Annotated in this window: 27 protein-coding genes; 9 read left to right on the top strand and 18 right to left on the bottom strand. The window is 43.5% G+C overall.

Annotated features, from left to right (window positions below; translation table 11 throughout):
- Positions 1 to 37: 37 nt before the first annotated feature.
- A complete protein-coding gene (locus tag ICN25_RS03285; protein ID WP_255536657.1) occupies positions 38 to 535 on the top strand; it encodes a hypothetical protein in 498 nt (165 codons plus the stop codon).
- A 79-nt stretch (positions 536 to 614) separates the two neighbouring features.
- Here the strand turns inward: ICN25_RS03285 and ICN25_RS03280 are convergent, their stop codons facing one another.
- The 6 genes from ICN25_RS03280 to ICN25_RS03255 all read right to left on the bottom strand — a co-directional run bounded on the left by ICN25_RS03280 (position 615) and on the right by ICN25_RS03255 (position 8223).
- Positions 615 to 1343 (bottom strand): ABC transporter ATP-binding protein, encoded by a 729-nt coding sequence (locus tag ICN25_RS03280; RefSeq protein WP_216178985.1) that lies wholly within the window; start codon positions 1341 to 1343, stop codon positions 615 to 617.
- Between the two features lie 31 nt (positions 1344 to 1374).
- A complete protein-coding gene (locus ICN25_RS03275; RefSeq protein WP_216178983.1) occupies positions 1375 to 3303 on the bottom strand; it encodes an ATP-binding cassette domain-containing protein in 1929 nt (642 codons plus the stop codon).
- Positions 3303 to 4181 carry a branched-chain amino acid ABC transporter permease gene (locus tag ICN25_RS03270; RefSeq protein WP_216136276.1) on the bottom strand — a complete coding sequence of 293 codons (879 nt, stop codon included), beginning with the start codon at positions 4179 to 4181 and terminating at the stop codon, positions 3303 to 3305. Before ICN25_RS03270 ends, ICN25_RS03275 begins: the two co-directional genes overlap by 1 nt.
- 146 nt (positions 4182 to 4327) lie before the next feature.
- Positions 4328 to 5512, bottom strand: coding sequence for an ABC transporter substrate-binding protein (locus tag ICN25_RS03265; protein ID WP_216178981.1), 1185 nt, complete (start codon positions 5510 to 5512; stop codon positions 4328 to 4330).
- A gap of 145 nt (positions 5513 to 5657) precedes the next feature.
- A complete protein-coding gene (locus ICN25_RS03260) occupies positions 5658 to 6587 on the bottom strand; it encodes an EamA family transporter (RefSeq protein ID WP_216178979.1) in 930 nt (309 codons plus the stop codon).
- Positions 6580 to 8223, bottom strand: a complete 1644-nt coding sequence (locus tag ICN25_RS03255; RefSeq protein ID WP_216178976.1) for a GMC family oxidoreductase — start codon at positions 8221 to 8223, stop codon at positions 6580 to 6582. Before ICN25_RS03255 ends, ICN25_RS03260 begins: the two co-directional genes overlap by 8 nt.
- A gap of 113 nt (positions 8224 to 8336) precedes the next feature.
- On the opposite strand from ICN25_RS03255, the gene yjgA reads away from it, so the two are divergent.
- Entirely contained in the window at positions 8337 to 8864 is a 528-nt protein-coding gene (gene yjgA / locus ICN25_RS03250; protein ID WP_216178974.1) for a ribosome biogenesis factor YjgA, read from the top strand.
- Between the two features lie 9 nt (positions 8865 to 8873).
- Here the strand turns inward: yjgA and ICN25_RS03245 are convergent, their stop codons facing one another.
- Genes ICN25_RS03245 through ICN25_RS03235 form a run of 3 tightly spaced genes read right to left on the bottom strand, consistent with a single transcriptional unit; the run spans position 8874 to position 10807 of the window.
- The gene (locus tag ICN25_RS03245; RefSeq protein ID WP_216178972.1) at positions 8874 to 9950 is read right to left on the bottom strand and encodes an acyltransferase; all 1077 of its coding nucleotides are present in this window, start codon (positions 9948 to 9950) and stop codon (positions 8874 to 8876) included.
- Positions 9951 to 10001: 51 nt separating this feature from the next.
- Positions 10002 to 10190, bottom strand: a complete 189-nt coding sequence (locus tag ICN25_RS03240) for a hypothetical protein (RefSeq protein ID WP_216178971.1) — start codon at positions 10188 to 10190, stop codon at positions 10002 to 10004.
- A 38-nt stretch (positions 10191 to 10228) separates the two neighbouring features.
- The gene (locus ICN25_RS03235; RefSeq protein ID WP_216178969.1) at positions 10229 to 10807 is read right to left on the bottom strand and encodes an HdeD family acid-resistance protein; all 579 of its coding nucleotides are present in this window, start codon (positions 10805 to 10807) and stop codon (positions 10229 to 10231) included.
- A 185-nt stretch (positions 10808 to 10992) separates the two neighbouring features.
- Here ICN25_RS03235 and ICN25_RS03230 point away from each other — a divergent pair, with 185 nt between their 5' ends.
- Positions 10993 to 11220 (top strand): hypothetical protein, encoded by a 228-nt coding sequence (locus ICN25_RS03230; RefSeq protein WP_216178967.1) that lies wholly within the window; start codon positions 10993 to 10995, stop codon positions 11218 to 11220.
- Positions 11221 to 11259: 39 nt separating this feature from the next.
- Entirely contained in the window at positions 11260 to 11631 is a 372-nt protein-coding gene (locus tag ICN25_RS03225) for a hypothetical protein (protein ID WP_216178966.1), read from the top strand.
- Between the two features lie 55 nt (positions 11632 to 11686).
- Here the strand turns inward: ICN25_RS03225 and ICN25_RS03220 are convergent, their stop codons facing one another.
- Both ICN25_RS03220 and ICN25_RS03215 read right to left on the bottom strand, forming a co-directional pair.
- Positions 11687 to 11992 carry a HigA family addiction module antitoxin gene (locus tag ICN25_RS03220; protein WP_216178965.1) on the bottom strand — a complete coding sequence of 102 codons (306 nt, stop codon included), beginning with the start codon at positions 11990 to 11992 and terminating at the stop codon, positions 11687 to 11689.
- A gap of 10 nt (positions 11993 to 12002) precedes the next feature.
- Positions 12003 to 12281, bottom strand: a complete 279-nt coding sequence (locus ICN25_RS03215; RefSeq protein WP_216178964.1) for a type II toxin-antitoxin system RelE/ParE family toxin — start codon at positions 12279 to 12281, stop codon at positions 12003 to 12005.
- A gap of 164 nt (positions 12282 to 12445) precedes the next feature.
- Here ICN25_RS03215 and ICN25_RS03210 point away from each other — a divergent pair, with 164 nt between their 5' ends.
- Genes ICN25_RS03210 through cobA form a run of 3 tightly spaced genes read left to right on the top strand, consistent with a single transcriptional unit; the run spans position 12446 to position 15617 of the window.
- Complete coding sequence (locus tag ICN25_RS03210) at positions 12446 to 14152, top strand: nitrite/sulfite reductase (RefSeq protein ID WP_216178963.1); 1707 nt, start codon at positions 12446 to 12448, stop codon at positions 14150 to 14152.
- A gap of 13 nt (positions 14153 to 14165) precedes the next feature.
- Positions 14166 to 14714: a DUF934 domain-containing protein gene (locus tag ICN25_RS03205; protein WP_216178962.1), complete on the top strand. Its 549-nt coding sequence runs from the start codon at positions 14166 to 14168 to the stop codon at positions 14712 to 14714.
- Positions 14715 to 14735: 21 nt separating this feature from the next.
- Positions 14736 to 15617, top strand: a complete 882-nt coding sequence (gene cobA / locus ICN25_RS03200; protein WP_216178960.1) for a uroporphyrinogen-III C-methyltransferase — start codon at positions 14736 to 14738, stop codon at positions 15615 to 15617.
- Here cobA and ICN25_RS03195 read toward each other — a convergent pair.
- Positions 15540 to 15908, bottom strand: coding sequence for a sirohydrochlorin chelatase (locus ICN25_RS03195; protein WP_216178958.1), 369 nt, complete (start codon positions 15906 to 15908; stop codon positions 15540 to 15542). The two genes, cobA and ICN25_RS03195, sit on opposite strands and share 78 nt — an antisense overlap.
- A gap of 79 nt (positions 15909 to 15987) precedes the next feature.
- Between ICN25_RS03195 and ICN25_RS03190 the strand changes: the two genes are divergently transcribed.
- Together ICN25_RS03190 and ICN25_RS03185 are read left to right on the top strand one after the other, a co-directional pair.
- Entirely contained in the window at positions 15988 to 17007 is a 1020-nt protein-coding gene (locus ICN25_RS03190; RefSeq protein ID WP_216178956.1) for a calcium:proton antiporter, read from the top strand.
- An 83-nt stretch (positions 17008 to 17090) separates the two neighbouring features.
- Complete coding sequence (locus tag ICN25_RS03185; protein WP_216178954.1) at positions 17091 to 18170, top strand: glycosyltransferase family 4 protein; 1080 nt, start codon at positions 17091 to 17093, stop codon at positions 18168 to 18170.
- Positions 18171 to 19587: 1417 nt separating this feature from the next.
- On the opposite strand, the gene ICN25_RS03180 is transcribed toward ICN25_RS03185, so the two are convergent.
- The 6 genes from ICN25_RS03180 to ICN25_RS03155 all read right to left on the bottom strand — a co-directional run bounded on the left by ICN25_RS03180 (position 19588) and on the right by ICN25_RS03155 (position 26211).
- On the bottom strand, positions 19588 to 20760 hold the full coding sequence (locus ICN25_RS03180) for a glycosyltransferase (protein ID WP_216178953.1): 1173 nt from the start codon (positions 20758 to 20760) through the stop codon (positions 19588 to 19590).
- On the bottom strand, positions 20744 to 21700 hold the full coding sequence (locus ICN25_RS03175) for an NAD(P)-dependent oxidoreductase (protein ID WP_216178951.1): 957 nt from the start codon (positions 21698 to 21700) through the stop codon (positions 20744 to 20746). The genes ICN25_RS03180 and ICN25_RS03175 overlap by 17 nt, the downstream gene beginning before the upstream one ends.
- Before the next feature lie 2 nt (positions 21701 to 21702).
- The gene (locus tag ICN25_RS10025; protein ID WP_370624687.1) at positions 21703 to 22695 is read right to left on the bottom strand and encodes an EpsG family protein; all 993 of its coding nucleotides are present in this window, start codon (positions 22693 to 22695) and stop codon (positions 21703 to 21705) included.
- Positions 22696 to 23261: 566 nt separating this feature from the next.
- The gene (locus ICN25_RS03165; RefSeq protein ID WP_216178947.1) at positions 23262 to 24368 is read right to left on the bottom strand and encodes a glycosyltransferase family 4 protein; all 1107 of its coding nucleotides are present in this window, start codon (positions 24366 to 24368) and stop codon (positions 23262 to 23264) included.
- Complete coding sequence (locus ICN25_RS03160; protein ID WP_216178945.1) at positions 24365 to 25378, bottom strand: NAD(P)-dependent oxidoreductase; 1014 nt, start codon at positions 25376 to 25378, stop codon at positions 24365 to 24367. Before ICN25_RS03160 ends, ICN25_RS03165 begins: the two co-directional genes overlap by 4 nt.
- Positions 25375 to 26211 carry a hypothetical protein gene (locus tag ICN25_RS03155; protein ID WP_216178943.1) on the bottom strand — a complete coding sequence of 279 codons (837 nt, stop codon included), beginning with the start codon at positions 26209 to 26211 and terminating at the stop codon, positions 25375 to 25377. The genes ICN25_RS03160 and ICN25_RS03155 overlap by 4 nt, the downstream gene beginning before the upstream one ends.

Genomic DNA, 26211 nt, shown 5'->3' with positions numbered 1-26211 from the left:
TCTTATGACCTCTCTCGCACTGATGGGGGCTCTACTCATGACTCTGAAACCCAGCTCTTTTCTAACTAGCTCTGTGAGCACCATTTCTGGAACAGTCAGCAATCTCAATAATGAGCTTCTGGAATATGTAAACCCTGAAAAGCCTACTCATGATCATTCTTCGGTGTATTACCAGCGTTTCTTTGTATCCAAATTTAATTTGGGTGATCGCGGTATAGAAGCTAAATTCTCAGCGCCTATGGCGGTGAGTGATGGCGATACCATGACAGTCTCAGGCTTTCAAAAAGGCGATCGCTTTCAGGTGCTTGCTTACGCCAATCAGACCCAGAAAGTCAGTCAGCATGAGAACTGGATTGTCCTGGGATTGGGCGCCCTATTCTTCTTAGCCATTGCAGTAGGTCTTCTCAATTCAGAATTGGTGGCTGAGGGCGCTTTGGTGCCTAAACTATTTCTACTGGGCTTTGTAGGTGTCGCTATGTATATGGGCTATCGCGCCCTACTGATACGAGAGGCAATCTCACTGCTTCAAAACTAACTAAGCGAGCTACTGCATTGCGCCTCAATAGAAAAAGCCCTCTTTCGAGGGCTTTTAACAAACACGGTACTACTAAATCTTAGTGACCGCCAGCACCACCCAAGTAAGCTGCTTTCACAGCTGGATCATGCATCAACTTGTCGGCTGGACCATGAGTAGCAATCTTGCCATTCTCGAGCACATAACCATAGTCAGCAACGTTAAGGGCTGCAGCAGCAAACTGCTCAACCAATAACATCGTTACACCTTGAGATTTGAGATTAGAAATAATCTTAAATACTTCCTCAACCAAAATTGGTGCCAGACCCATTGACGGCTCATCCAAGAGGATGATCTCTGGATTAAGCATCACGGCACGAGCCATCGCCAACATCTGTTGCTCACCGCCTGACAATGTTCCAGCCAATTGGTTGCGACGCTCTTTTAGGCGCGGGAACATTTCTAGAGCACGCTCTAGATCGCTCTTGATATCGCCTTTTGGACGACTACCTGTAAAGCGCGGGAATGCGCCCAACAAGAGGTTGTCATTCACTGACATCGTCGTAAATACACGACGACCTTCTGGGCTATGGGCCAAACCTAGACGAGCGATTTTATGAGAGTCGTAACCATCAATTTTTTCGCCACCCAAGGTTACTTCACCACCAGTTGGCTTAATCATGCCGGTGATAGCACGCATGGTCGTTGTTTTGCCGGCGCCGTTTGACCCGATCAAAGTAATAACTTGTCCTTTAGGAACATCAATATTGATGCCGTGCAGAACTTTTACTTTGCCGTAGCCTGCTTCAAGATTCTTAATAGATAACATGGTATTTACCGATTCAATATGGTTCTAGTGATTAAGTACCCAAGTAGGCATGAATCACCTTCTCGTCTGCCTGAACTTCAGCTGGTTTACCTTCTGCAATCTTCTGACCGAAGTCCAATACAGAAACGGTATCGCAGACTGACATCACCACATCCATGTGATGCTCAATCAGGATGAAGGTAATACCGCTATCGCGGATCTTACGAATAATGCGCAAGAGTTCTTTAATGTCAGGGGCTGTCAAACCAGCAGCTGGCTCATCCAACAGGAGCAGTTCTGGATCCAAAGCCAAGGCGCGAGCAATCTCCAAGAGACGTTGCTTACCGTATGGCAAGTTACGCGCTTCTTCATTTGCTAAATCATCCAAGCCAACAAACTTCAGGAGAGCCATTGCGCGAGCATGCGCTTCAGCTTCTTCTTTCTTGTAACGCGGCAGATTTAAGGCAATCTCCACCATGTTTGATTTGAAGGTGTGATGCAGGCCAACCAAAATATTTTGGATTGCTGTCATTTCACCGAAGAGCTGAACGTTTTGGAAGGTACGCGCGATACCTGATAAAGCGATGTCAGATGAAGTCTTACCAACAACGCTCTCACCAGCATAGAGAACGTTACCTGCCGTAGGTATGTAAATACCAGTCAACACGTTCATCATCGTGCTCTTACCGGAACCGTTAGGACCGATCAGACCATGAATAGTGCCGCGCTTAATGCTTAGATCAACATTGTTCAACGCCTTTAAACCGCCGAACTGCATCAATACTGAGTCAACCTTCAAGAGCTCAGCACCGGTATTTTGATCGCTGACTTTACTGATAAAGCTGATGGAATCATCCACCACCTCAGCATCACCACCACGAGTCGTTTTGGCCTTACCGGCAATAGATTGGTAGAAGCTCTTCGCAAAACCAACAATACCGTTTTGGAGGTAGTACACCACTAACAAAATCATGAAGCCGAAAATACTCAAGCGCCAATCGGAGATGCTATTGAGCCAGAATGAGAATGCTGCCAAGCCAACTACACCGGCGATAGGCACTGACACACGTCGTAGTGTTGTGACTTTTTTCGACAATGCCATTGCAGCACCAATCACCACTACGACTGCGATGAACGAAGCAACGATACGGAATAAGAAGATGTCATCCAAGAGTTTTGGCAACAACACAATGATGGCCGCACCAATGACCGCACCCAGGCGTGACTTACGTCCACCCATGATGATGCCCAACAAGAACAACACAGCGAGTTCGTTGTTGTAAGTGTTTGGTGAAATATATTGCTCTGAGTAGGCATATAAGCAACCAGCCAAACCAGCAAAGCCTGCGCTGATCACAAACGCAATCACTTTAAAGCGATATACGGATACACCCATACAGTCACAAGCAATTGGGCTATCACGCAATGCCTCAAACGCACGACCAATTTGTGATTTAACAAAACGATCCACGATGATCATGGAGATAATCAAGATAATGCCAACCATCCAGAAGTACTCTGCCTTGGTCATAGGCACACCCATTAAGTCAGGCTTAGGGATCTTGATGCCCAATGGGCCTTCAGTCAGCCAAGTCATCTCGTTAATGAGAATCTGCGCAATCGTTCCGAAAGCCAAGGTCACCATCGCCAAATAAGGTCCGATTACCTTCAATGCAGGCAACGCCAAGATGCCGCCGAATATTGAAGTCACCACGATAGATGCAGGCAGTGTTCCCCAGATGGTCCAACCAAAGTGGAAGTACAGCACACCAGCGGTATATGAACCGATACCAAACAGTGCTGCATGACCTAAGGAAACCTGACCAACATAACCCACCACGATATCCAAACCAAATAACAAAATGGTGTAGATCAGAATGGTTTCAACTAAGTGAATGTAATAAGGATTGTGAATAAATAACGGCAGGGTAAACAGTGCCGCGATCGCAATTAATAGAGGTATTAGGGACTTCTTCATCATTAAACTTTCTTAATTGCAGATTTACCAAAGAGGCCAGATGGTTTGTATGCAAGCACTAGCAAGAGCAAGATCAAACCTGGCACATCTTTATAGCCAGTAGAAATATAGAAACCGGTTGCAGTCTCAACGATACCCAGAATCAAACCACCCACAATGATTCCCATACCGCTTGAGAGGCCGCCAATAATCGCTACCGCAAAAGCCTTTAAACCCAAGGCGCCACCCATACTTGCGCCAGTCAATGTCAACGGTGCAATCAATACGCCGGCAAACGCTGCAGTTAAGGAAGAAAGCGCATAAGAGAAGGTGATCACAACGCTGGTGTTGATACCCATCAAACCAGCTGCATCACGATCGTTTGCAGTGGCAACTACCGCTTTACCGTAAATTGTTTTACGGTTAAAAAACTCTACCAACATCATCATCACTAGAGCGCCAACCACTACCAAAATTTCCATTGGCAAAATGTTTGCGCCGAGGAATTCCATTGGCTCCATTGGCAATGGTGATGGGAATGGCAATGCATCACGACCCCAGATATTTTCAGCTACGTTCTTGAAAATAATACCGAGCGCAATGGTGGACATAATCCAACCAAACTCAGATTTAATTTTGATAGCTGGACGCACACCGATGAGCTCAACAAAGCCACCCTGCAACATTCCAAATAAGCAAACTACGGGAATCATGACCCAATAGTTCATGCCAAATGTGTCAACGCAGGTTAAACCTACGAGAGCACCTAACATCAGCGCTTCACCTTGACCGAAGTTCAAAGTGCCTGATGTGGCAAAAGTTAGCTGGAAACCGAAAGCGATTACCGCATAGATCATCCCCACAGCGATACCGCTTGAGAGGATTTGTGCAAGCATGTCCATTTTTTTGGCCTAAAAGAAAATACTTAAAACTGTTTTATTAACGAATCCGACATTGTAAGCAAAACGCCGCTTTTTGGGCGGCGCTTTGCGTTTACTAATGCTGCAGTGCAAAATAAATATTCAGATTGCCCGCTTGATAAGGTGAATTACTTCTTCTTAGCAGTTGCGTCCTCAGCATTCAAGAACTCAACGCGACCATTTTCAACTACACCCATCACTACGTCTTTCATCTTGATAGCATCGTGATCAGTTGCAGAGAATGGCTTGTTGTAAGTAATAACAACGCCATCAACTGGAGTCTTCAGATCTTGCAATGCTGCAACAATCTTTGGTCCTTCTGTGCTGTTTGCTTGCTTGATCGCTGCTGCCAAGAGGTAAACAGAGTCATATCCTTGTGCTGCAGAAACTGGAGAAGCAATGTTGTTGTTCTTAGGCTTGAACTCGGCCAAGTAAGCTGCTTGGAAAGCTTTACGCTTAGCAGTTGTAGATGGAGTTTGAATGTAGGTTTGTGGCATTGTTGCGCCGTTACCATTCTTACCAGCTGTATCAATGAAGCTGGCCATAGACAATGTCCATGAACCGATCATTGGCTTCTTCCAACCCAACTTCGCCATACCGTTAGCAATTTGTGCCAACTCAGGTCCAATTGCGTAAGTCAAAATCACATCAGCACCAGCATTTTTTGCTTTGAGCAATTGTGAAGTCATATCTACGTCACCAATGTTGAATTTCTCAACTGCTACTGGTGTTACGCCATAGCCCTTCAATGCCTTCTCTAAGTCTTCACGACCCAACTGACCGTAGTTTGTAGAGTCAGCCAAGATTGCTACACGCTTCAAGCCACGCTTCTCAACCGCTTCTTTAGCAATCAATGGAGCTTGGATGTTGTCAGGAGCAGCATTACGGAAAACATAGTTTTCTGGTGCGTTCGGGAATTGCTTAGTCAAGATTGAGCCAGTAGCAACGTTGTTCATTACTGGAATCTTGGCATCTTGGTAGAAGCGTTGTGAGGCCAATGCCACACCAGTGTTGATGTAACCCAAAGTAGCAACTACTTTTTCGTTATTGATCAACTCTTGAGCAATTTGTACGCCACGCTCATTTTTTGCTTCGTCATCGCGCTCAACCAAAACGATTTTGTTTCCGTTAATACCGCCTGCGGCATTAATTTCTTTTGCAGCCAAGCGCACACCATCACGCATACTCACACCCATGGATGCAGAGCCGCCAGTAAATGGACCAGAAACACCAAGCTTGATATCGGCAGCGTAAGCGCCAGTTGTTAACATTGCTGCAGCAGCTACAGCAAAAATGTGATGACGAATATTCATAAAGTCTCCATGACTAAAAATGCTAATTAAATAAATTCTTTTTTAGGTACAACTTGAAACGAATAGCCATCTTACAGTTAATGTAGGGGCAAAAAAAGGGGTTTGTATTAGGGTTTTACATTAGCCCTGAAAGATAAAAGTCGTTTTAAAAAAACTTACGAACTTGAGCTTGTAAGCTCGGCCAGAAAAGATTGATGATGAGGCCGGCAATTACCAAGCTGGCAGCCTCGACTTTCCAAGGTGGTAAAGCCTCCCCTAAAAAGAAGGCAGATGCCCCCATTCCAAAGATGGGTACCAGCAAGGGTGCAGGAGCCACCAGTGCAGCTGGGTGTTTTGACAGCAACCAACCCCAAGCGGCATAGCCAAACAAGGTATTAGCCCAAGACTGCCATAGGACTCCAACCCAAGCTCCCAAGGGGGCAGCTAAGGTGACATCCCACAAGTGGGCTACACCACCCTCAAAGATCAACGCGATCAGTGCCAATGGCGGTATAGAGAAGGCGCTGGCCCAAACTACATAAGACAGCATATTGATGGAGCCAGCCTGGCGACTCACTGTATTGGCAACCCCCCATGAGAGGCCCGCAAAGACCACCAGTGTCAAACCTAAGAATGTTGTTGTTGAATCTGTGTGCAGCGCAATAATTACTAGACCAAGCAAAGCGATGCCAACTGCAACTGCCTGATAGCGCTTGAGACCTTCTTTGGCAAATAGCATGGCAAAGCCAATAGTAAAAAATACTTGGGTTTGAACCACAAGCGAGGCTAGCCCTGGAGAAATCTGACTATTGACGGCGTAGTACATGACACCAAATTGCCCAACCCCAGTGGCTAATCCGTAAATACAGAGATTGCCCCAAGCTACTTTTGGCCTTGGCATAAAAAAGACTAAGGGCAATAAAACAAAGATGTAGCGCAATGCCGCAAAGTAAAAAGGCGGAAAAGATGCCAGGCAATTTTTAATCACTACAAAGTTCGTGCCCCATACCGCAACAATGGCGAGCGCTAAGAGCAAGTGGCTCGCCGGGAGCCCAGAGTGAGGCTGCGAACCGCCTTGTGTTTTTGAACTACTCACTAGTTAGCAATTCAGCAGCGCGTTGCGCAATCAACATGGTGGGTGCCGCAGTATTGCCAGAAGTGATTGTTGGCATCGCAGATGCATCCACTACTCTCAGATGATGAATGCCCCTTACGCGTAATTGTGAATCGAGTACTGCCATCGGATCATCATCGCGCCCCATCTTACAAGTACCTACTGGATGAAAAATCGTTGTGCCTATATCACCAGCAGCTTTAATAAGCTCTTCATCAGTTTGATATTGCTTACCTGGCTTGTACTCATCTGGCGTATACGGCTTGAGCGCAGGGCATTCCACAATCTTGCGCGTGAGACGCAATGAGTCGGCAGCCACTTTACGATCTTCATCCGTCGATAAATAATTTGGCGCAATCACTGGTGGCGCCTCTGGATCGACAGAGCTGATGTGCACACTACCGCGAGATGTTGGACGTAAGTTACAAACGCTTGCCGTAATCGCATTGAAAGAATGCAAATCTTCACCAAACTTTTCTAGCGACAGAGGTTGAACGTGATACTCCAAATTTGCCGAAGGCTGATCAGGAGAGCTATAGGCAAAAGCACCCAACTGTGATGGTGCCATCGACATTGGGCCCGAGCGCTTAAACACATACTCCATACCAATTAACAACTTACCCAATAAAGAATTGGCTTTAGTGTTTAAGGTCTTAATGTTGTTGACCTTGTAGATCATGCGCAATTGCAAATGGTCTTGCAAGTTCTCACCTACGCCAGGTAAATCTGCGATCACCGGAATGCCCAGCCTATTGAGGTGTGCAGCTGAGCCAACACCTGAGCGCTCTAGAACCTGCACGCTACCAATGGCGCCGGCACTCAAAATCACTTCGCCTTGAGAGCTAGCATTGTGATTGCTGCAATGTACGTCTACTGTTTTGCCATCTTTAATATATTGAACACCGTAGCAATTTTTAGAGACATCATCAATTAATAATTTATTAACTATGGCCTCGGTAATTACTGTGAGATTAGGCCGCTTAGCCGCATCACGCAAAAATGCCTTAGAAGTATTGAGCCGCCAACCTTTACGCTGACTCACATCAAAGTAACCAACTCCAAAGTTATCGCCTTGATTAAAGTCATCCGATGAGGGAATGCCGGCCTGTACTGCCGCCTCCCTAAAGATATCCATGATGGGCCAACGTAAGCGCTGTTTAGAAACAGTCCACTCACCACCCTTGCTGTGCCACTGATTAGCAGCGCCGTGATAGTCCTCAAATGATTTGTAACGACGCAATGCGTTTTGCCAAGACCAAGAGTCATCGCCTGTTGCGGCCACCCAAGAGTCATAGTCACCAACCTGACCACGCATGTAAATCATGCCGTTAATCGAGGAACATCCACCCAATACTCTGCCACGCGGATATAGAAGTGAGCGGCCGTTTAGACCTTTTTCAGATGCAGTCTTAAAGCGCCAGTCTGCCCTTGGGTTGTCGATGCAATATAAATAGCCAACTGGTACATGGATCCAGATGTAATTGTCATTCTTACCAGCCTCAATTAAGAGCACGCGTTTAGCGGGATTCTCAGTGAGGCGCTTGGCCAACATGCAGCCGGCGCTACCAGCGCCAATGATGATGAAGTCGTAGGTGTTTTGATGGCTTGTTGTGCTCATGTCTCTACTTTTATAGATACTTATTTTTAAACTCTATTATTTACCAAATCTTCCGATGGGAAGAAATTAGGCAATTCAGCTAGAAACAGCAAATACCCGTCTAAAATAGCCCCATGCATGTCAATGAAAAGAACCGCACCCCCAAGAAAGAAGATCTTGATGAGGGGCCCAGCAAATCCGAGCTAAAGCGCCAGATGACTGAGCGCCAAAAGCTGGCCGAGGTTCTAGCAGCGCTTAGTAGTGATGCTTTAAAGACTATCCCCCTTGATGAGGCTATCAAAGCTGCCATTGCAGAAACCAACAAGATTAAAAGTTTTGAGGCGATTCGTCGCCATAAGCAATATCTTGGCAAACTCATGCGCTTTTTGGATGAAGAAGAGCTGGATGCTATTCAGAAGCGCTTAGATGCTATTCAGGGCGTGAGCAAAACCGAGACTGCAAAGCTCCATCATCTAGAGTCCTATCGCGATCGATTGATTGCTAACGATGAAACTTTCACTAAGATGATTGAGCAATATCCCGACATGGATATTCAGAATATGCGCACCCTCATCCGCAATGCCCGCAAAGAAAAAGAGGCTAATAAACCTCCCAAGGCTTATCGAGAAATCTTCCGCGTCTTGAAAGATATGGGTATTTAAGCTGTTGCTTTAAATCTTCAGCTTCGCTGAGGGAATCTCCACCCAACGATACATGTAGCTAGCAGCAATAGTGCTACACACCACAACCCCCAACATCAAGCCAATTGCAATCAGACCGCTTTCATGAGCTTGCATTCCAGAGGCAATGTAGAGCGTATTTGCCAACAAGATAAATGCAAAGTGAATTAAGAAGGCACAGTAAGAGCGTGGACTAGCCCAAGCAATCGCACGTAGCGTTGCTACCTTCAATCCGCGGGCTGCGGATCCAGCGCTAGGATAAGTAGTATTTCCCCACACAAACAACAGTAAAGCCACAAACCAAGCCAAGAAGTTGCGCAACCATACTTGTTGAAATGTGGAAACCGCAATAAGCACTCCAATAGCAATGAGTGCAAACTTAGCTAAGTTTTGAATCTTCTTATCAGCAAAGTTCTTAGAGAGATAAGCCAATACGCCAAGACCATAAGAGCCAATGAAGTAAATAAAGTAGGCCTCGTATTGTGCGGAACGATTGAAGTACAACAAAGAGCTCACAGCAACAATGCTGATCAGCCATATCAAAGCTTGATAAGAAGAAAAAGAAATGAGCAGTACTGCCAGCACTGAGTACAACTGCCAGTCAATCGCGACATACCAAGCACCCGCAGAGATCGAGTCAAGACCCAGAATGCCCTGCAGAAAAAATAGGTGGGCTATAAATTGGCTCAGCGTCTCTTGCTCGCCAACAAACTCATCGTTCACCCAAAAGCGCGCAATCCAAGCGCAGAGAATCGTGAAAATCAAAGCGGCAATGTAAGGAGCGAATAAGCGTAAATAGCGATTGATGATCACTCGCAGCAAATTCTGGCTACTGAATTTCGCATTAGCGAAGCGCGTGAGGGACTGGGTTGCCAAGTATCCCGCCATTACTAAAAAGATTTGCACGGCATAGCGACCGTATTCAAAGAGCAACGTCATTAAGCCTGGTAATACTGAGCGCGCATCTTCTGCAATCTGGCCGTAGCTAGATAGGTGGTGCAAGATGATTAACAGCGCTGCGATGACCTTGAGAAGATCAATTAAGAAAAGGGGTTGGGTTTGCTTCAAAACAGAAATAGACCTGCACTCAAATTAATAAAGAGCGCTTATGAAGAGTAATTATTTGGATTTCTCGGGCTTTGTCTTGCCCATCAAAGAGGCCAGCATAGGATTGCTACTGGCAAGCTCTTTTTTGGTTTTCGCAATACTCTCCGCAGCACCTGGCTTTGGCGTCTTAGCTGCATTCTTCATACGCTGCGCAGTTGTCAGAGCTAGGTTTTTATACAGATCGGTTTTTTTCATTGACATAACATTTACATTTCTAAATAAGTTCTACGGCTCTATTTTTATTTAGTTAATGAACGCGCTGCCAGGCCCAAGAACAACAATGACCAGCCTTGCAAAAGCAATTCAATCGCAATGAGTAAACCAGGCAACCACAAGCTGCTTTCTGGATAACCGTTCATGATGAGCACGCCCATCAAGATGGAAATAGCAGAAGACAAAACCAACCAGAACCATTCACGGAAATGACGATGCTGGAATGCAGAAATCAAACGCAGAAAGCCGGTAATAAAAAAGATTGCAGCAAGCCACAAGGTAATAGCTTCTAAAGCAGGAATCGGGAAGGCCCAAGTGTACACACCAGCGGCAATATACAAAACAGCTAATACCACTTGAATACCAACACTCTTCCAGCCGGTTGATTTGAGGGCATGGGCAAATTGCACTGCACCGCCAAAGATCAAGAATGCGCCCAATACATTAATAGTGACGAATGAAAACAATGTCTGGCCAGCGATACCAATCATTCCCAAGGCAATAAAAAGAACGCCCATGCCAATTAATGCACCAGGTACTTTAGCTGCGGCACCCAGGACCGCAGCGCGGATTTCTTTAATTTGGCTTAGGGATAATTCGGTCATATTGAACGCTTTCGAAGAAATATTGACTGCTAAAGACTCTACTGTATCAACAAAGTCAGGGTTTTAGAGCATAAATCAGGCTTAGCAAGCCTTCGAGTGCAATAGGTGCGTAGGAAAAACGGGTATTCTTACTTCTTTTATATGGCTAGTAACTAGCCGCCAGCATAAGAAAGTATTGAATTTAGATGGATACCACTCTCACCGTTGTTCTTGGCATTGTTGCCATGCTATTGCCACTCGTAGTGGGTCGATTAGTTTGGAAGCGCTTTGACCAATACTTTGGTCGTAATGACGAAGCTTATATGGATACCTTGGGATATTTCCTCAAGAAACTAGGCTTCACTATTTTGATCGCCTTCATCCTCTTATGGATTGGCATCAGCTTTGTTTTCAGCGGCAGCCCTAATTACTAAGCACCAAGACAAGCAAGAATCCAGGAGTAATGCGCCCATATGAATGATCAACTTCTCACCATTCTCAAGAAAGCAAAACTCAACTTTGCAGTACTGGGCAGCATTCTGGTACTTGCCATCGTTGGCAAGCTGACTAACCCGGAGTTCACCAACGGCATCTTCTTAATGGCGGATCAATTGGTTTCCGAGCTGATTCTGCTATTTGTTGCCATTACTCTGGGTGCATTTATCCCAAACTTCAAGTTAGTGATGCTTGGTGCAATTGCCGCCTTTGTTGCCGCGGCGATTGCTGTTCAAACGGGCGTGTTTACCTACCTGACGATTGACTATCTTTTTGCTGTTCTGATCGTAGTTCTAGGATTCGCATCGATTGCTAACCTCTACAGACATTACCGAGAATTTAGCCTCTAGAGCATTTTTGACCCATAAAAGAATAAAGCCCCAGTTAGTTGGGGCTTTATTCTTTTTAAGCAGCTGCCATTTGAAAGACTCTAATGCGCGGCTCTATTTCTTTCTGCAAGGTTCTTTTGGCCACCCTGATGTCATGTTCCATCTGTAGGTTTAACCAGAACTTTGGATCCATTCTAAAAAATAAACCTAGACGTATTGCTGTGTCTGCAGTGATTGGGCGAGCTCCATTAACAATTTCACTAATCCGACTTGGAGATACATCAATATCGGCGGCAATCTGGCGCGCAGTGATTCCCATCGGCTTCATAAAATCTTCCAGCAATATTTCGCCAGGATGAATTTCATCTAATAGTTTTGACATCAAGTTCCTCTCAGTGGTAATCCACTATCTCCACCTCATAAGCTCCATCGGTTTTCCAAACGAAACAGATACGCCACTGCTCATTAATACGAATACTGTGACACCCTTTTCTATTACCAAGAAGCATCTCCAATCTATTTCCCGGCGGAATCCTCAAACTTTGCAATTCAGTGGCAGCATGTAATTGCAACAACTTGCGCCTAGCAACTCTCTCTACGGCCTTAAATCTTTGGGACATGTGACTATTAAAGAGGGATTGGGTTTCCGCACATGAGAATGAATGGATCATATGCCATTATATTCTACCAAACAGAACCTTTTATATGGAACTTTTGTTACTTTTACTTAAATATCTACCTGGCATGGGCACCGAATCTATATATAGAAATGGATATATAGATTCAATATTTAAGTATTTGTAGTTATGGACATAGCCCCAGACAATATGGGTCTATGTACAAATATGACCATATTGACCAAACCCTTGTAGATCAACGGGTTATCCAATTCCGAGACCAGGTTGAACGTCGTCTAAACGGCACCTTAGCCGAAGAAGAATTCCGCCCGCTCCGTCTACAGAATGGTCTCTACCATCAGCGCCATGCATATATGCTGCGCATTGCCATTCCCTATGGCTTATTGAGTGCCAAGCAGCTTCGCACGCTTGCCTTCATTGCGGATAAGTACGATCGTGGTTATGGGCACTTCACTACCCGTCAAAACATTCAGTTCAATTGGGTTGAGCTAGAGCAAACTCCAGACATCTTGGCAGAATTAGCCAAAGTAGAGATGCATGCGATTCAGACATCGGGCAACTGTATTCGCAACATCACAAGTGATGCCTTTGCTGGTGTTGCCGCCGATGAATACATTGACCCACGCCCAGTTTGCGAACTGCTGCGTCAATGGTCAACCTTGCATCCTGAGTTTGCTCATCTACCGCGCAAATTTAAGTTTGCAATTAATGGTGCTAAAGAAGATCGCACCGTCTTGCTCTGCCATGACGTCGGTATTGAGCTCAAGAAAAATGCTGCAGGAGAATTAACTGCCGATATCTACGCTGGTGGTGGCATGGGTCGCACACCCATACTGGGATCATTAATTAAACAAGGCTTGCCATGGCAAGTGCTACCAAGTTATTTGACCGCCCTCTTACGTGTGTATAACCGCTTTGGCAGAAGAGATAATCTTTACAAGGCACGCATCAAGATTTTAGTAAAAGCTTTAGGGCCGGAAGAATTCGCACGCCAAGTCGAAGGTGAATGGGCAAACCTTCACAATGAAGCAAAACAGAGTAAAGATAATTTCACACAGCTTGAGTGGGAACGCGTTGCTAAGCACTTTACTAAGCCTGCATATCAAAAGCTCAATGCAGTGAGCGATGAAGTTGTTCTAGCCAGCGCACCAGAGACCGAAAGAGCTGCCTTTGCTCGTTGGTTGGAGCGTAATGTTAAACCCCATCAAATACCTGGCTATGCCAGCGTAATCCTGTCGCTCAAGCCCCATGGCACTATTGCTCCTGGTGATGCAACCAGCGCCCAAATGAATGCCATAGCCGACTTAGCAGACCAATACAGCTTTGGCGAATTACGCGTTACGCATGAACAAAACTTAGTGCTCGCCGATGTTGAGCAAACACAATTACTCAATCTTTGGCGCGCGGCTAAGAATAACAATCTAGCCCTACCCAATATTGGATTGCTTACTGACATCATTGCTTGTCCTGGTGGCGACTTCTGCTCACTAGCCAATGCAAAATCACTCCCCATTGCTAAGGCGATTCAAGAACGATTTGACAATTTGGATTACTTATTTGATTTGGGTGATATTAGTTTGAATATTTCAGGTTGCATCAACTCTTGCGGCCACCACCACGTTGGCAATATTGGTGTATTAGGCGTGGATAAAGATGGTGAGGAGTGGTATCAAATCACCTTAGGTGGAGAGCAAGGCAACGATGCCTCTATTGGCAAAGTAATTGGACCCTCTTTCTACGCCAATGAAATTCCCGACGTCATGACCAGCTTGATTAATACGTACGTTGAACAACGCACAGGCGATGAACCTTTCATTGAGACCTACCGTCGCCTTGGTGTAACACCCTTTAAAGAAGCGGCCTACAAGAACAATGGCAAGCACTCCAAAGGGGCGATAGCTTAATCATGGAAAAACTATGAACCAACAGATTATTTACTTTCCAAAAGATGGCAAACCCACAGTGATTGCTAATAAATGGCAAGTCTGGGATGGCGAGCGTGATGAAGGCGGCATTCCAGACCTAGAGCATGGATTTCATAAAGTGCTCGTACCATTTCATTGGTGGATCACGCATCACAAGAACGCGGATGTACTAGATAAAGCAGGCAAAGGAGAGATTGGCGCGTGGTTTGCCGCCGATGATGACATTCTCAAGCATGCTGACATCATTGAAGATGCTAAATTCTTATGGCCGGTAGTTGGCGCGCATTTCCCTATTTTTCGAGATGGCAGAAGCTTTAGTACTGCAGCACTCCTCAGAAATCGCTTTGAGTGGCAAGGTGAAGTCCGTGCGATCGGGGATGTCTTAATTGATCAACTCTTGCAAGGCGCACGCGTAGGCTTTGATGCTTTTGAACTGCGTCCTGATCAAGACCTCGGCATCGGACTGAAGCAATTTGATCTCTATAGCGTGACCACACAAAATAGCTGGCGCGATACACGCAGTACTCAAGCAGTCGCTTAAGTCAGGGATAACACAGACACCATGAGTAATTCAAATAAACTCGGCAAAGTATATTTAGTTGGTGCTGGACCAGGTGCAGCCGATCTCATCACTGTGCGCGGTGCAAAACTCCTGGGGAAAGCGGATATTGTTTTTCATGATGCTTTGGTTGATCCTGCAATGCTCGATCTTTCTTCGCAAGCTATTCAAGTGCCAGTAGGCAAGCGTTGTGGGAAATTATCTTCAGCGCAACACTTTATCAATAAGCGCTTAATCGATGCCGCACAGAAACATCAAACCATTGTTCGCCTCAAAGGTGGTGATCCTATGATGTTTGGTCGTGCCGACGAAGAAATTCAAGCCCTGAAAAAACACGGCATTGAAGTAGATGTGGTACCTGGCATCACAGCTGCATTAGCAGGTGCAGCAGCCATTCAGCAATCGCTCACATTGCGTGGGGTCTCGCGTAGTGTTGCTTTTGTCACCTTGGCACAAGGCACCGACAATCTAACTGATAGTGAAATCCAAAAACAGCCAATTCAAAACCCGCAAGCAGATACTCTGGTGTATTACATGGGTCGTAAAGATGCTGCAAATATTGCCAAGCAGCTAATTACAAATAGCTCAAACCATACTAGCAATACACCTGTACATATTTTGGAGGCAGTGAGTACTCAGAATGAACGTCACTGGTCTAGCACGCTCGGAGAGTTAGCTGAGGGCAAAGCAAATGATTGGTTTGATAGCGCATCACCGGCACTCATTATGGTTGGTGAAGCTTTAAGAGAAAAGCAGCGAACCAGTCATGAAGCTAACAATGAGGAAACTAACAAACAAGCAGAAAGCTTAAATAGCTCTAGCGCTGAAATCCACAATAGCCTGCAAGACAGCCTCATCCTCACCAACAGCAGGCGTAGCGCTTAAAGCTACCCCGGGGAATTTTTCCTGACAAGCTGAAAGCAATACCGGGAAGTCATTCCGCAAATGACCGCCTTGCCCAAAAAAGACTGGCACCACAACTACCTCCACTGCACCAGCATCCACTAAAGATGCAATAGCTTCTTCAAGGCTAGGCTGCATTAGCTCCAAGAAGGCTAACTCCACCAAAGTATCGGCATGCTGGGCTTTCCACAAGGAGGCCAAGCGGTCAAAGGGCTCGCGCCAGCGGGCATCACGGGCACCATGGCCAAATAAGACAATTGCTTTCGTATTCATATTCACGCAAACCTTTTAAACTATCAGCATTAATCTCTTAAGCTTAACCTGAAAATAAGCTCTCTAACTATATAGCCATATGACAGACCTTCTTAGCCAAACTTGGTTCATCACCTTAATGGGTGCCACCCTTATTGGAGCTGTACTCTCCGCAGTTCACCACGCGGAAGTCATCGCCCATAAAACTGGTGAGCCCTATGGCACCCTAGTACTGGCTATTAGCGTCACGATTATTGAGGTATCCCTCATCATCGCCATGATGATTGCAGGCCATGAGGGCTCTGAATTTATTGCTCGTGATGCTGTCTTTGCAACTGTGATGATTGTTATCAATGGAGTTGTTGGTTTATGCATCTTCATGGGCGGCTTCAAACATCATGAAATGTCTTTCCGTAACGAGGGCACCAATTCCGCATTAGCGGTACTCACTGCTTTAGCTACCTTTATTCTAGTGATGCCGATGGTAACTACTAGTACGCCTGGGCCCGACTTTACTAAGAGTCAACTAGCATTTGCTGGGATCGCCTCTTTCGCTCTGTATGGTGCATTTATTTTCTTCCAAACAGTCAGTCATCGGGACTACTACCTCCCCAAAGCAGAAGATCAAAAGACTGATAGCGATGCTCATGCGGACAAGCCTAGCAATCTCAAGACCGCCACTAGCTTAGCACTACTATTGATCTCACTAGCGGTAGTAGTGGGTTTAGCAGAAGCACTCAACCCCGCCATTGAGGCTGGAGTAAAAGCTGCAGGCGCCCCAAAGACTGTAGTGGGCATTGCGATTGCCATGCTAGTATTGCTACCTGAAGGATATGCAGCAGTTAGGGCTGCCAGAGCCAATCGCTTACAAAGCAGTCTGAACTTAGCATTAGGGTCAGCCTTAGCCAGTATTGGACTCACTATTCCAACAGTGGCGGCATTTGCTATCTTCTTTAATCTGCCATTAAGCCTGGGGATCAGCAACCTCAATATGACGCTGATGTACCTCAGCTTCTTTATTGGCGCCCTCACCCTGGCGATTGGCAGAACCACCCTCTTGCAAGGTGTGGTGCACCTGATTATCTTCTTTGAGTTCTTGTTTTTGAGTTTGGTGCCTTAAGCGAACATTGCATTGGCAGGCCTAATTTAAATATAACCAGCAAAACTACCAAATGAAGTGTATTTGGAATTTATAATCACTAAATGTCTGGTTTACTTGCTGCCTTTCTCTCCTCATTTGTAGCGACTTTATTAATTATTCGCTTCAAGCATCTGCATCAGCGTTTTTCAGCAGACTGGGATCTTTCTGGCCCGCAAAAGTTTCACACCAAAGTAGTTCCCAGAATTGGTGGCATTAGTATTGCGATTGGCTTATGCGCAGCCATTCTATTCAGACTTAAGAATGTTCCGAATCCCTCAATAGAACTCACACTGCTAATTTGCGCCATTCCAACATTTGCGATTGGCGTCACTGAGGATTTAACCAAAAAAATTAGTATCCGGCTCCGACTGATCTTCACGACTATTGCCGCCACACTTTTTGTCTACCTAGTGCCAGTGCAAATTACCAGATTAGATATTCCTTATCTAGATCTGATCTTTATATTCCCCGTTGTTGGGGCAGTCCTTACTGTTTTTGCCATCACTGGCCTGGCAAATGCATACAACATCATCGATGGGTTTAATGGTCTTGCCGGCATGGTTGGAATCATCACCCTAATGGCAATTACTTATGTCGGATTTGCACTTGCCGATCCTTTGATCATGTACCTCAGTCTCATCATGGCCAGCTCAATCTTAGGCTTCTTTATCTGGAACTACCCAAGAGGACTCATCTTTCTAGGTGATGGAGGAGCTTATCTAATTGGCTTTTGGATTGCCAGCCTTAGCATCCTACTAACATATAGACATCAAGAGATCTCACCGTGGTTTGCTTTGCTGATTAATGGCTACCCGATTATGGAGACACTCTTTACGATCTATCGTAGAAAAATACATCAAGGCAAAAGTCCCGGGCAACCAGATGGCATTCATTTTCACACCCTTATGTATCGTCGCATCTTGATGAACAATCACCAAGACAACAATGTATTCTCGGCCAATGCCAGAACGGCTCCCTACTTTTGGGCGCTTGCTGTAATGAGTATTGCCCCCGCAGTACTGTGGTGGCAATCAACCCCCACTCTCATTGGCGCATGCACTCTCTTTACGACCTCCTATGTCTGGCTTTACGGTAGGATTGTGAAATTCAAAACACCCAAGTGGCTACACCTAGAGAAATAAAAAAATGAAAATCACCCTAATTTAATGAAGTGCAAGATGCTCAGTATCGGCCAGATCAAAAACAATACAAGCAATACAGCTAGCGCTATTAAGCCTAATTCCACCCGAAAGAGGCGAGCTCTTTTATGAGTGTATTCGGATATGCAGCTTAAAGATGTCTATATATAAGCTTGAAAATTCTAGCGTGCATGAGCAGCAAAAAAAGTAGAAGCAACCATCACCGATTCCACCAATATCAAATAAGTTAGACATTCTAAGAATTAGCCTGCCATATAGCATTAGCATGGACAACCCCGCCCTATCCAACTCTAAAATAAACCAATGCAGGAAGCTCTCCCGGATACGGTTGAGAGTCAGTCCATTTTGTAAATATTGTGATTTTGATAAGCCGCAGTCAGCTACTGATAATTCAATCGGAGGCTTGCAAGACAAAATCCTATCACTTGTGACCTACGATATCTTATGCAGGTGTAGTGAATCAGTCTCACTGCAAGTCAAAGACGTCAAAATCACCATTGAAAAATGGGCTGAGAATACCTCAATCCTGCTGAGACAAGTAAGGTCAATCAAGGTTCAATGGATAAAAAATTTGTGCCCAAGTCCAAGGGCGAGCTTTGCATTGATGGAGCAGATAAAGAAACTTCCGGGGTCGGGAAAGGATCATAGCTAACGTTAACAGGGCCGATATTATTAGCTCTTAAATGGGGGCGGGCAGATTATCCGCATCTACAAGAGGGTTGCCAGTGCAGCCAAATTAGATGAACAGTCTTTAAGGGGATCAGCGGTCACTCAATACAGGTAGGTGCAGCTCAATATTTATTGGGCCCTAGAGAAAAAATGTCAATCATGATGCGAAGGGGATATGGTCTGGGTCAGACATGGTGATGAGATACGTAGAACACATTTAAATTTTTTAGCAGGTAACCGCGATCTCAATATCCCCCATGACCAATGCGGGTGCACCCAAAAATTTTAAGTTGCTCCAACATAAAACGCAAGTCAACTGTCTGGGGTAAGAAATAGATAAAAATTAGAAATTCCTAAATTGGCAGAATAGAGATTAAATTAACTTTCAGCGCATAAATCAGCCGATAGCCAGCTTATTTTTTATAAATTTGGCGCAGGACAAAGGTTTGCAGTTTATAGATAATGTAGAAACGACATGAGGGGGTCAGCGCTCAGTCAGTATGAACTCATATGGCTGAGAATTTATTAAGCTACTGAAGTAAGCATATAAATTATTACGCAAAAAACTAGGCGATCAAGGACGGCTGGTGTCATAAGATATATAGTGGATTAATTTGAAGATCAAACTTATTGACAGTCAAATAAAAAGCCAGAGTAGTTGTTGGCTTTTACGGCAATGTTAATTAGCACTACACTTCAGAAATATATCAAATTATGATTTGATACGATCCTATCGAGAATGCAAAAATAATTTCAACTGGTCTTTGTAGAAATTTTTTAAGTGGTAATAAAGCACCTCAGACGAAAAATAATCCCTCACCCTTCCTGAAGCAGCCCTACCGAAGACCTTCAGAGAGCCTCTATCAGATTCAAGCTTGATAAAAAGATTTTCTAACTCACTGGTATTTCCAACGGGAAACAAAAGACCGGTCTCCCCGTCGGAAATAGAGTCCACTAAACCTGGAATTCGCGAGCCAATACAGGGAACCCCGAGAGCGGCTGCATCAATCACTACCGTACCAAAACCCTCCCTGTAGCTAGGCACACATAGTACATCGCTTATTGCTAAATATTCCTCATGATTTCCAATTAATCCCATTTCAACAACACCAATAAAAATTTCAGGCTGATTTAGTCTTAACTGCTCTATTGCGCCATTACTCTCATCAGGGCCAATGAACAACAGCTTTAGGTGTTCCGCCTTTCTTCTAGCATCAGCAAACGCACGCAAAAGATCCAGCGCACCCTTGTCCATAGACTTACGAGCTACGAATGAAATCACAAAATCAGACTCATTCAAACCAAGGGATTCCCTGGAAATTACGGAGGCCTTTCGAATACGCCCCACATCAAATCGATCAAGATCGACGCCTATCAACGAACCTTTCCCCAAAACACCCAAGGGACTTCCATTATCAGATATTCTATTATTAAAAAGATGGGTAGATTGTGATGGGCTATCCGTTAAGCACGCGGAATTCATGGCCACAATAAATTGATCCACTAATTTAAGTAAAAATCTAGATGCCCCCTTTTTGGTATCCCAAACCTGTCCGGTAAATGTGTGAATTCTAACTGGAATACCGGCAAACTTTGCCGCCATAGCTAAGAGAAGGCCTGCCTTAGGCATAATGGAATGCGCAATATCTGGCTTATAGCGGCGACAGAGAAAATATAGCGCGATGAGCGCCCTAAGATCAGCCCAAAGATTTATTTTTCTATTAATTGGAATATCGACCCAAGCTACATCTGGAAACTGATTGACATTAATTGATACCCTCTCACCCGCAACCACCACATCAAAATCTTTAGCCAAATAAGTTAAAGTTTTTCCCATATGCCAAGAAACACACTCCGGGTTGGTAACAACCCGCAGTACCTTAATGTTATGTTTTGGATTCATATTTTCGGTCTAAATAATTATGCACAAGATCAGCTATGGCATTTTCCATAGATATACAAGGCGCATAGTTCAATTCACGCCTAACCCTTGAATTAGAAAACTTAACGAAAGTTGTTAAGGCATCAATTCTTGAGGGCCTCAATGGCCAACCAGGGATACCCTTCAGAACAGAAACCATTAAGCGAACTGGTAACTCAGGAATTCGAGTCACTGGTGCTTTAACGCCCAAATACTTTGCTATCAGGCCTATGAAATCCTCCCAAGTTGCATAATCGGATAAATTGAATACACCACAATCTGCCTCTGGAGAAAAAGCGCAAAGATTAAGAGCGTGAACCACATTTTCAACATGTATGTAGTTTGCAGAGGCGCCACGAGGGCCTATAAAAAAAAATTTTTGTGCTTCAACCATATTAAGAAGTGAAAACAATGACTGATTGGGCATATTAGAGCCAAAAACAACTGATGGTCTCAAAATTGAATATTCGAATGCTCCACCCTCTGCAGCTCCTATGACTAAATTATCCGATACGGCTTTCGTTACCTCATATATGCCATCGGGTTTATTGGGCGAGCTTTCTGAAATAGTGCCGGCTCGAGGGAATCCATAAACCCCTGTACTACTAAGCTGAACCCAGCGCTTAATCCTTCCTGCAACAACATTAATTAAGTTTTGCGTTCCATGGATATGGAGCCCCTCCATCTTAGAGACATCATTCACCTCTCCAGCACAGTGAAACAGAATGTCAATCCCATCAACAAATGCACTTAATGATGATTCAACGCCTAAATCTCCATAAAAATATGAAACCTGCGCAGACTGTGAGCTTTTGACACCGGGATCTCGTGTCAGTATTTTTACATTATGGCCGGAACGAACCAAAGACTGAACTAGATGCGACCCAATAAATCCTGTGCCGCCAGTAATAGCAATATTCATATTTACAAGACAAAAAAGTAGGATTTATATGGAAGCCACGCATCGCGAAAAGAAGTATATGACAGCCAACCCTGGAATAATAGGAATGAAATCAAAAAGGCTACATTTTTTAATACAAGAAAATACTTTTCTGGAAATGCTAATGGGGCATATGAACAAATTAATATGTTAACGGGAATTTGATAAAGAGAAATCCTATCAATGGCCGTATTTTGGTTAGGCCAAACCACTAAAAATAAAAAATATATGTACGGTAGAGGGGTAAAGATATTAATGACATTTCGCACATTAGCCGGAATATGGGCTCTAATTAGAAAATAATATGCCGTTGAACAAAAGCAAGAAAAGGTAATTCGAAATAATGCCCCTGTGGATGAAAAATCTCCCTCTACATAATTACTTACAAGATATTCGAAATAACCGCCTAGGCTATAGAGCGCTAAAAAAATTAAGGCCGGAATTAATAATAGATATATTGCTAACTTTGGAATTGTCTTATATAAAAGCAATCCAGAATAGAGTAAGATTGATTTATGGAACCCAAATCCGATTAGGCTAATTGCCCAAATGCTCGTCTTGCGAAAGTTGACTGATAAATAGATAGACAGCATAAACAATGAAATTGCAACAGACTGTCTTGTATAACTCATTGAAATTACATATAGAAAATATGGCATTGCAAAAATGTAAAAAATGGATGGCGTCAAACATAATTTTGCGAAATAAAAACATGAGCACAGAATAATCAAAGCGCAAATTATATTCACAAACAATAGATCAAATGAGCCGCTGTATGATAGGCAATTTAAACCCCTATATAGCAATTCGACTCCTTGCAATTCAATCATGGGGGTCTGACATGAAGTCTCGTAAATGGACTCATAAGTTGCCCAATCCGGGCCAGTCTCATATCTAGACCCGATCAATATAAGAATAAAAGTTAAAAAACTAAAGTAGGGAATTTTAGTTCTTAGTCCAAAAGACTCAGAAACCATAAATAAAAAGAGGAGGCAGTAACCGAGGGTATAGATACTAAAAACCCAATGGACTTGAGTTATATTGGGGACCCCTATCTATATCGATATCCAGAGCCCTAACAAGCACACAAGGGTTACCGCCATAGACGTCAAAGGGCTTAGTTAACACCCTCAACATAAAAGTTCCTGGCAATAAGGTGCAAGATTTTTCTATCACGATGCCTGGGCCTATATAGCAATGTGAAAAAATAATAGTGCCAGCCCGTATCTCCACAGGTTTTTTAAAAGTAGGAAAACCAGTCTGTGAATATTTATGACCCATACTATGGATGGAGGTACCATATCCCACCATAACGTTTTCTCCAATAAATAAGCCACCCCTACAGTCTAGCAATACATTAGAATTTATGGTGACTCCATCTTTTATGGAAAGCTTCCACGGAGCGATCACCTTAACTCCAGTCATGAATGAAACATTGCCAATTTCTGCCCCGCAGATAGACAAGATTAATTGACGAAATTTTAAAGATGGAAACTTCATTAGCATCCATAAAATTCGATGGGCGCCATAAAAGAGTATCTCTTTAGTTGTGTACACTATTAATTGCCTCCACAAATCTAACCGCTACTGACTTCCATTCAAAATCATCACGCAATAATCTACTTTTTGCTTTTAATTTCAGATATTGATCATCCGGTATGATTTGATCAATTTTTCTTGCAAGATCTGAAATATCCCCAGCCTTAAACAAAAGTCCATTGATGCCATCAGTTATAAATTCTTTAACTCCAACAAGATCGGGTGCAATTACGGGGACTTGATAGCCTATGGCCGTAAGTAGCGGCCCACTTTGCGAAATCAATCTGTAGGGCAGAACAACAATATCGGCGATAGAATACAACTGATCGGCAAGCGAATCGGATATCCACTCGTTATAAATATCAACTGGTACATCTAATTCAGAGATTAATATTTTTTGAGTCTCTGTTAATTCTTTTCCGGCGATTATCAATTTAACATTATTGCGTACAAATTTTAAAGATCGGAGTAGATCATCCAACCCCTTGTACGGAAGAATTCGGCCAAAAAATAACAGAATTGCAGGGCTTTTGCACACCATATTTAAATTCTCTTTGCTACCAAATCTGTTGTAGCCAAACCCTATATATCTGCACTTACTTGAAATCAGCGGGTCTCGAGAAAAACCATCCATGACACTTTTTGAGAAAAATAGAATACCATCTGCCCGCCGCGTGTTTATTTCATCAATATATGAAATAAAGAGATTTCTAATTTTTGAATTTACATGCCTAAATCCAATTGGATTGTGCCTGATAAAAAAATATCTTACCTTATGAGAAACTCTAAATTTACATAGGAGCGAGTGGAATAAATCTAATGGGTGGGGCATTACTTGCACCACTGAAACCTCTCTAATATAAAGCTTTAAGAGATAAAAAAGCGCTTTTAAATTTGCAAAAATCTCAGAAATTAATCCATTATGTTTATCAATACAGTAAACATATTTTGAGTTTGTTTGAGAGACTATTTCCACTATTGCCTGAATTTTATATAGTGAAAATATTTCTATATTTGCATCCAGAAGATGTGATTCCCTCAAACCATGTACAAGGTTTTTTAGATCATTAACACCTCCACCAATTTTTCCGCAATACAGAATACAAATCATTTGACCCCTTGCAAGTAAACATCTAGCATTTCATGAAGAGACTCTATTGGAAGCGCCAGAGAAAACTCACCCTCAAAACGTTTTGTTGAGATGTCCACAGACGGTGGAGCACCAATATCCTGCTCACTTGATTCCACCCTATTCACATAAGGGACTTCTAATTTGCATGCAACAGATTGAGCTAGATGACCCAGTGTTATAGATTCACCGCCTGCAATATTGTATAAATTTTGCATTCCAAAAAAACCGGAATAAAGTATTTTTGCAATGCAAATTGGACCCCATTGATATTGCCTTATTGAATCCCATCCACCCTTCAACTGGATCACATGCTTATTCAAAGCTGAGGCAACAATATCCGAAAGGATCCTATTGTCGCCGGGAATATGTGAAGGCGGGGTGGCCAAGGCAACTCTAAATGAAACTGCTCTAGTATTGGGTAATGCGCAATGCGCCAGTATTGCTTCGCCACCTCTTTTCGACTCAATATATGCTCCGCGAGGATGGCTTGGGGTTGATACCGTGTGTGATTCCTCTGCAACTCTTCCGCTTAAGCCGGTGTATATCTCAGTTGTAGAAGAATAGAATACCTGCCTTGGAGCCCTCTCAATAATGTTTTTTAAAGTTGTTATATTGAGATCAAATAGACTGCCAGGGTTTGCCATAAACTTAACCGGTTGCGCATAGCCTGGAAAATATATAACGGTACTACCTTTTGTAATTGATGTGAGGTCAACATTATTCAGGCTTTCCGATTTTACTGATTTAAATGGGATTGATATATCAATTGCATATTTTTCCCACTCATTGAACTTTGATGAATTTCTACCATATAGCGTTAACGATGCAGGCGTTAGGTCAAAGTGTTGAAATAAATAAAGTAGCGATAGGCCCAACGCACCAGTACCGCCAAATATATGAAAATCAGATCTTCCAATAACATCCTTAAAGGCCGCTCTATTAATATGATTGAAAAAATATTTTTCAAAATAATTTTTTTCGAGACTCATTTTTTAAAATCTTCCCAGCCTAAGTTTTTACGAATAATCTTTTTATAACCTTTATCAAAAAGGTAGCGCTCAATATTTTGGCCGACCCTTAATGGCGACAAATCAAATTCAGACCTCAAATACGGCTCATAAATTTTTATATTAGTAAACTCAGAAATGATATTGGGCAATTTAGCCAAAGGGTTTGAGTGATAAAAAATGCTACCTTGAGCTGAATCGATGCACTCTTCCATCACAAACTTCAGACTTTCACCCGTACAAATAAAGGCTAAATCCCTATCTGACGGACGATCAACTGCTGCACTTACTTTTTTCCAACCGTCCTCCAGATCAATATAATTCTCTACAAAGGCGCACCGAGAAGTAAGGCGAATATAATGAGTTAGATCAGAAGCAACCGCCTCATGAAAACAAATCTCAAATTCCTCGAGTGTAGATGGCGTTCTAATCTGTAAATTTGGTATCAATGAGAGCAAATTTACATCAGCAGGGCAATGATGAGTTGGGCCCAGCTTTTCATAATCAAAAGGGCCATTAGCTGAAATTAGAATAATTTTCTTATTGTTATATCCACAATTTAACTTAATTTGCTCATATGCCCTCTCAACCAAAAAAGGGGCTATGGTATGAACAATTACATTCCCTTTTTCGGCTGATAAACCTGCAGCAAAGCCAATAAGTGCCTGCTCTGCAATACCCATGTTCAATACGCGATCAGGAAGGGACTCATCTGGGTTAACGAAGCCGCCAACCCCAATATCTCCTAACAATACATAGGAATTGTTGTTGAGTGCCAACTCAGATTTGCAAAGAGTAACAAATTTTTTTCTCAT

The sequence above is a fragment of the Polynucleobacter sp. 80A-SIGWE genome, assembly GCF_018882295.1.
In the GTDB taxonomy this organism is placed as follows: Bacteria; Pseudomonadota; Gammaproteobacteria; order Burkholderiales; family Burkholderiaceae; genus Polynucleobacter.
The sequence above is the reverse complement of the archived record's forward strand: the minus strand, read 5'-3'. Positions and strand labels throughout refer to the sequence as shown.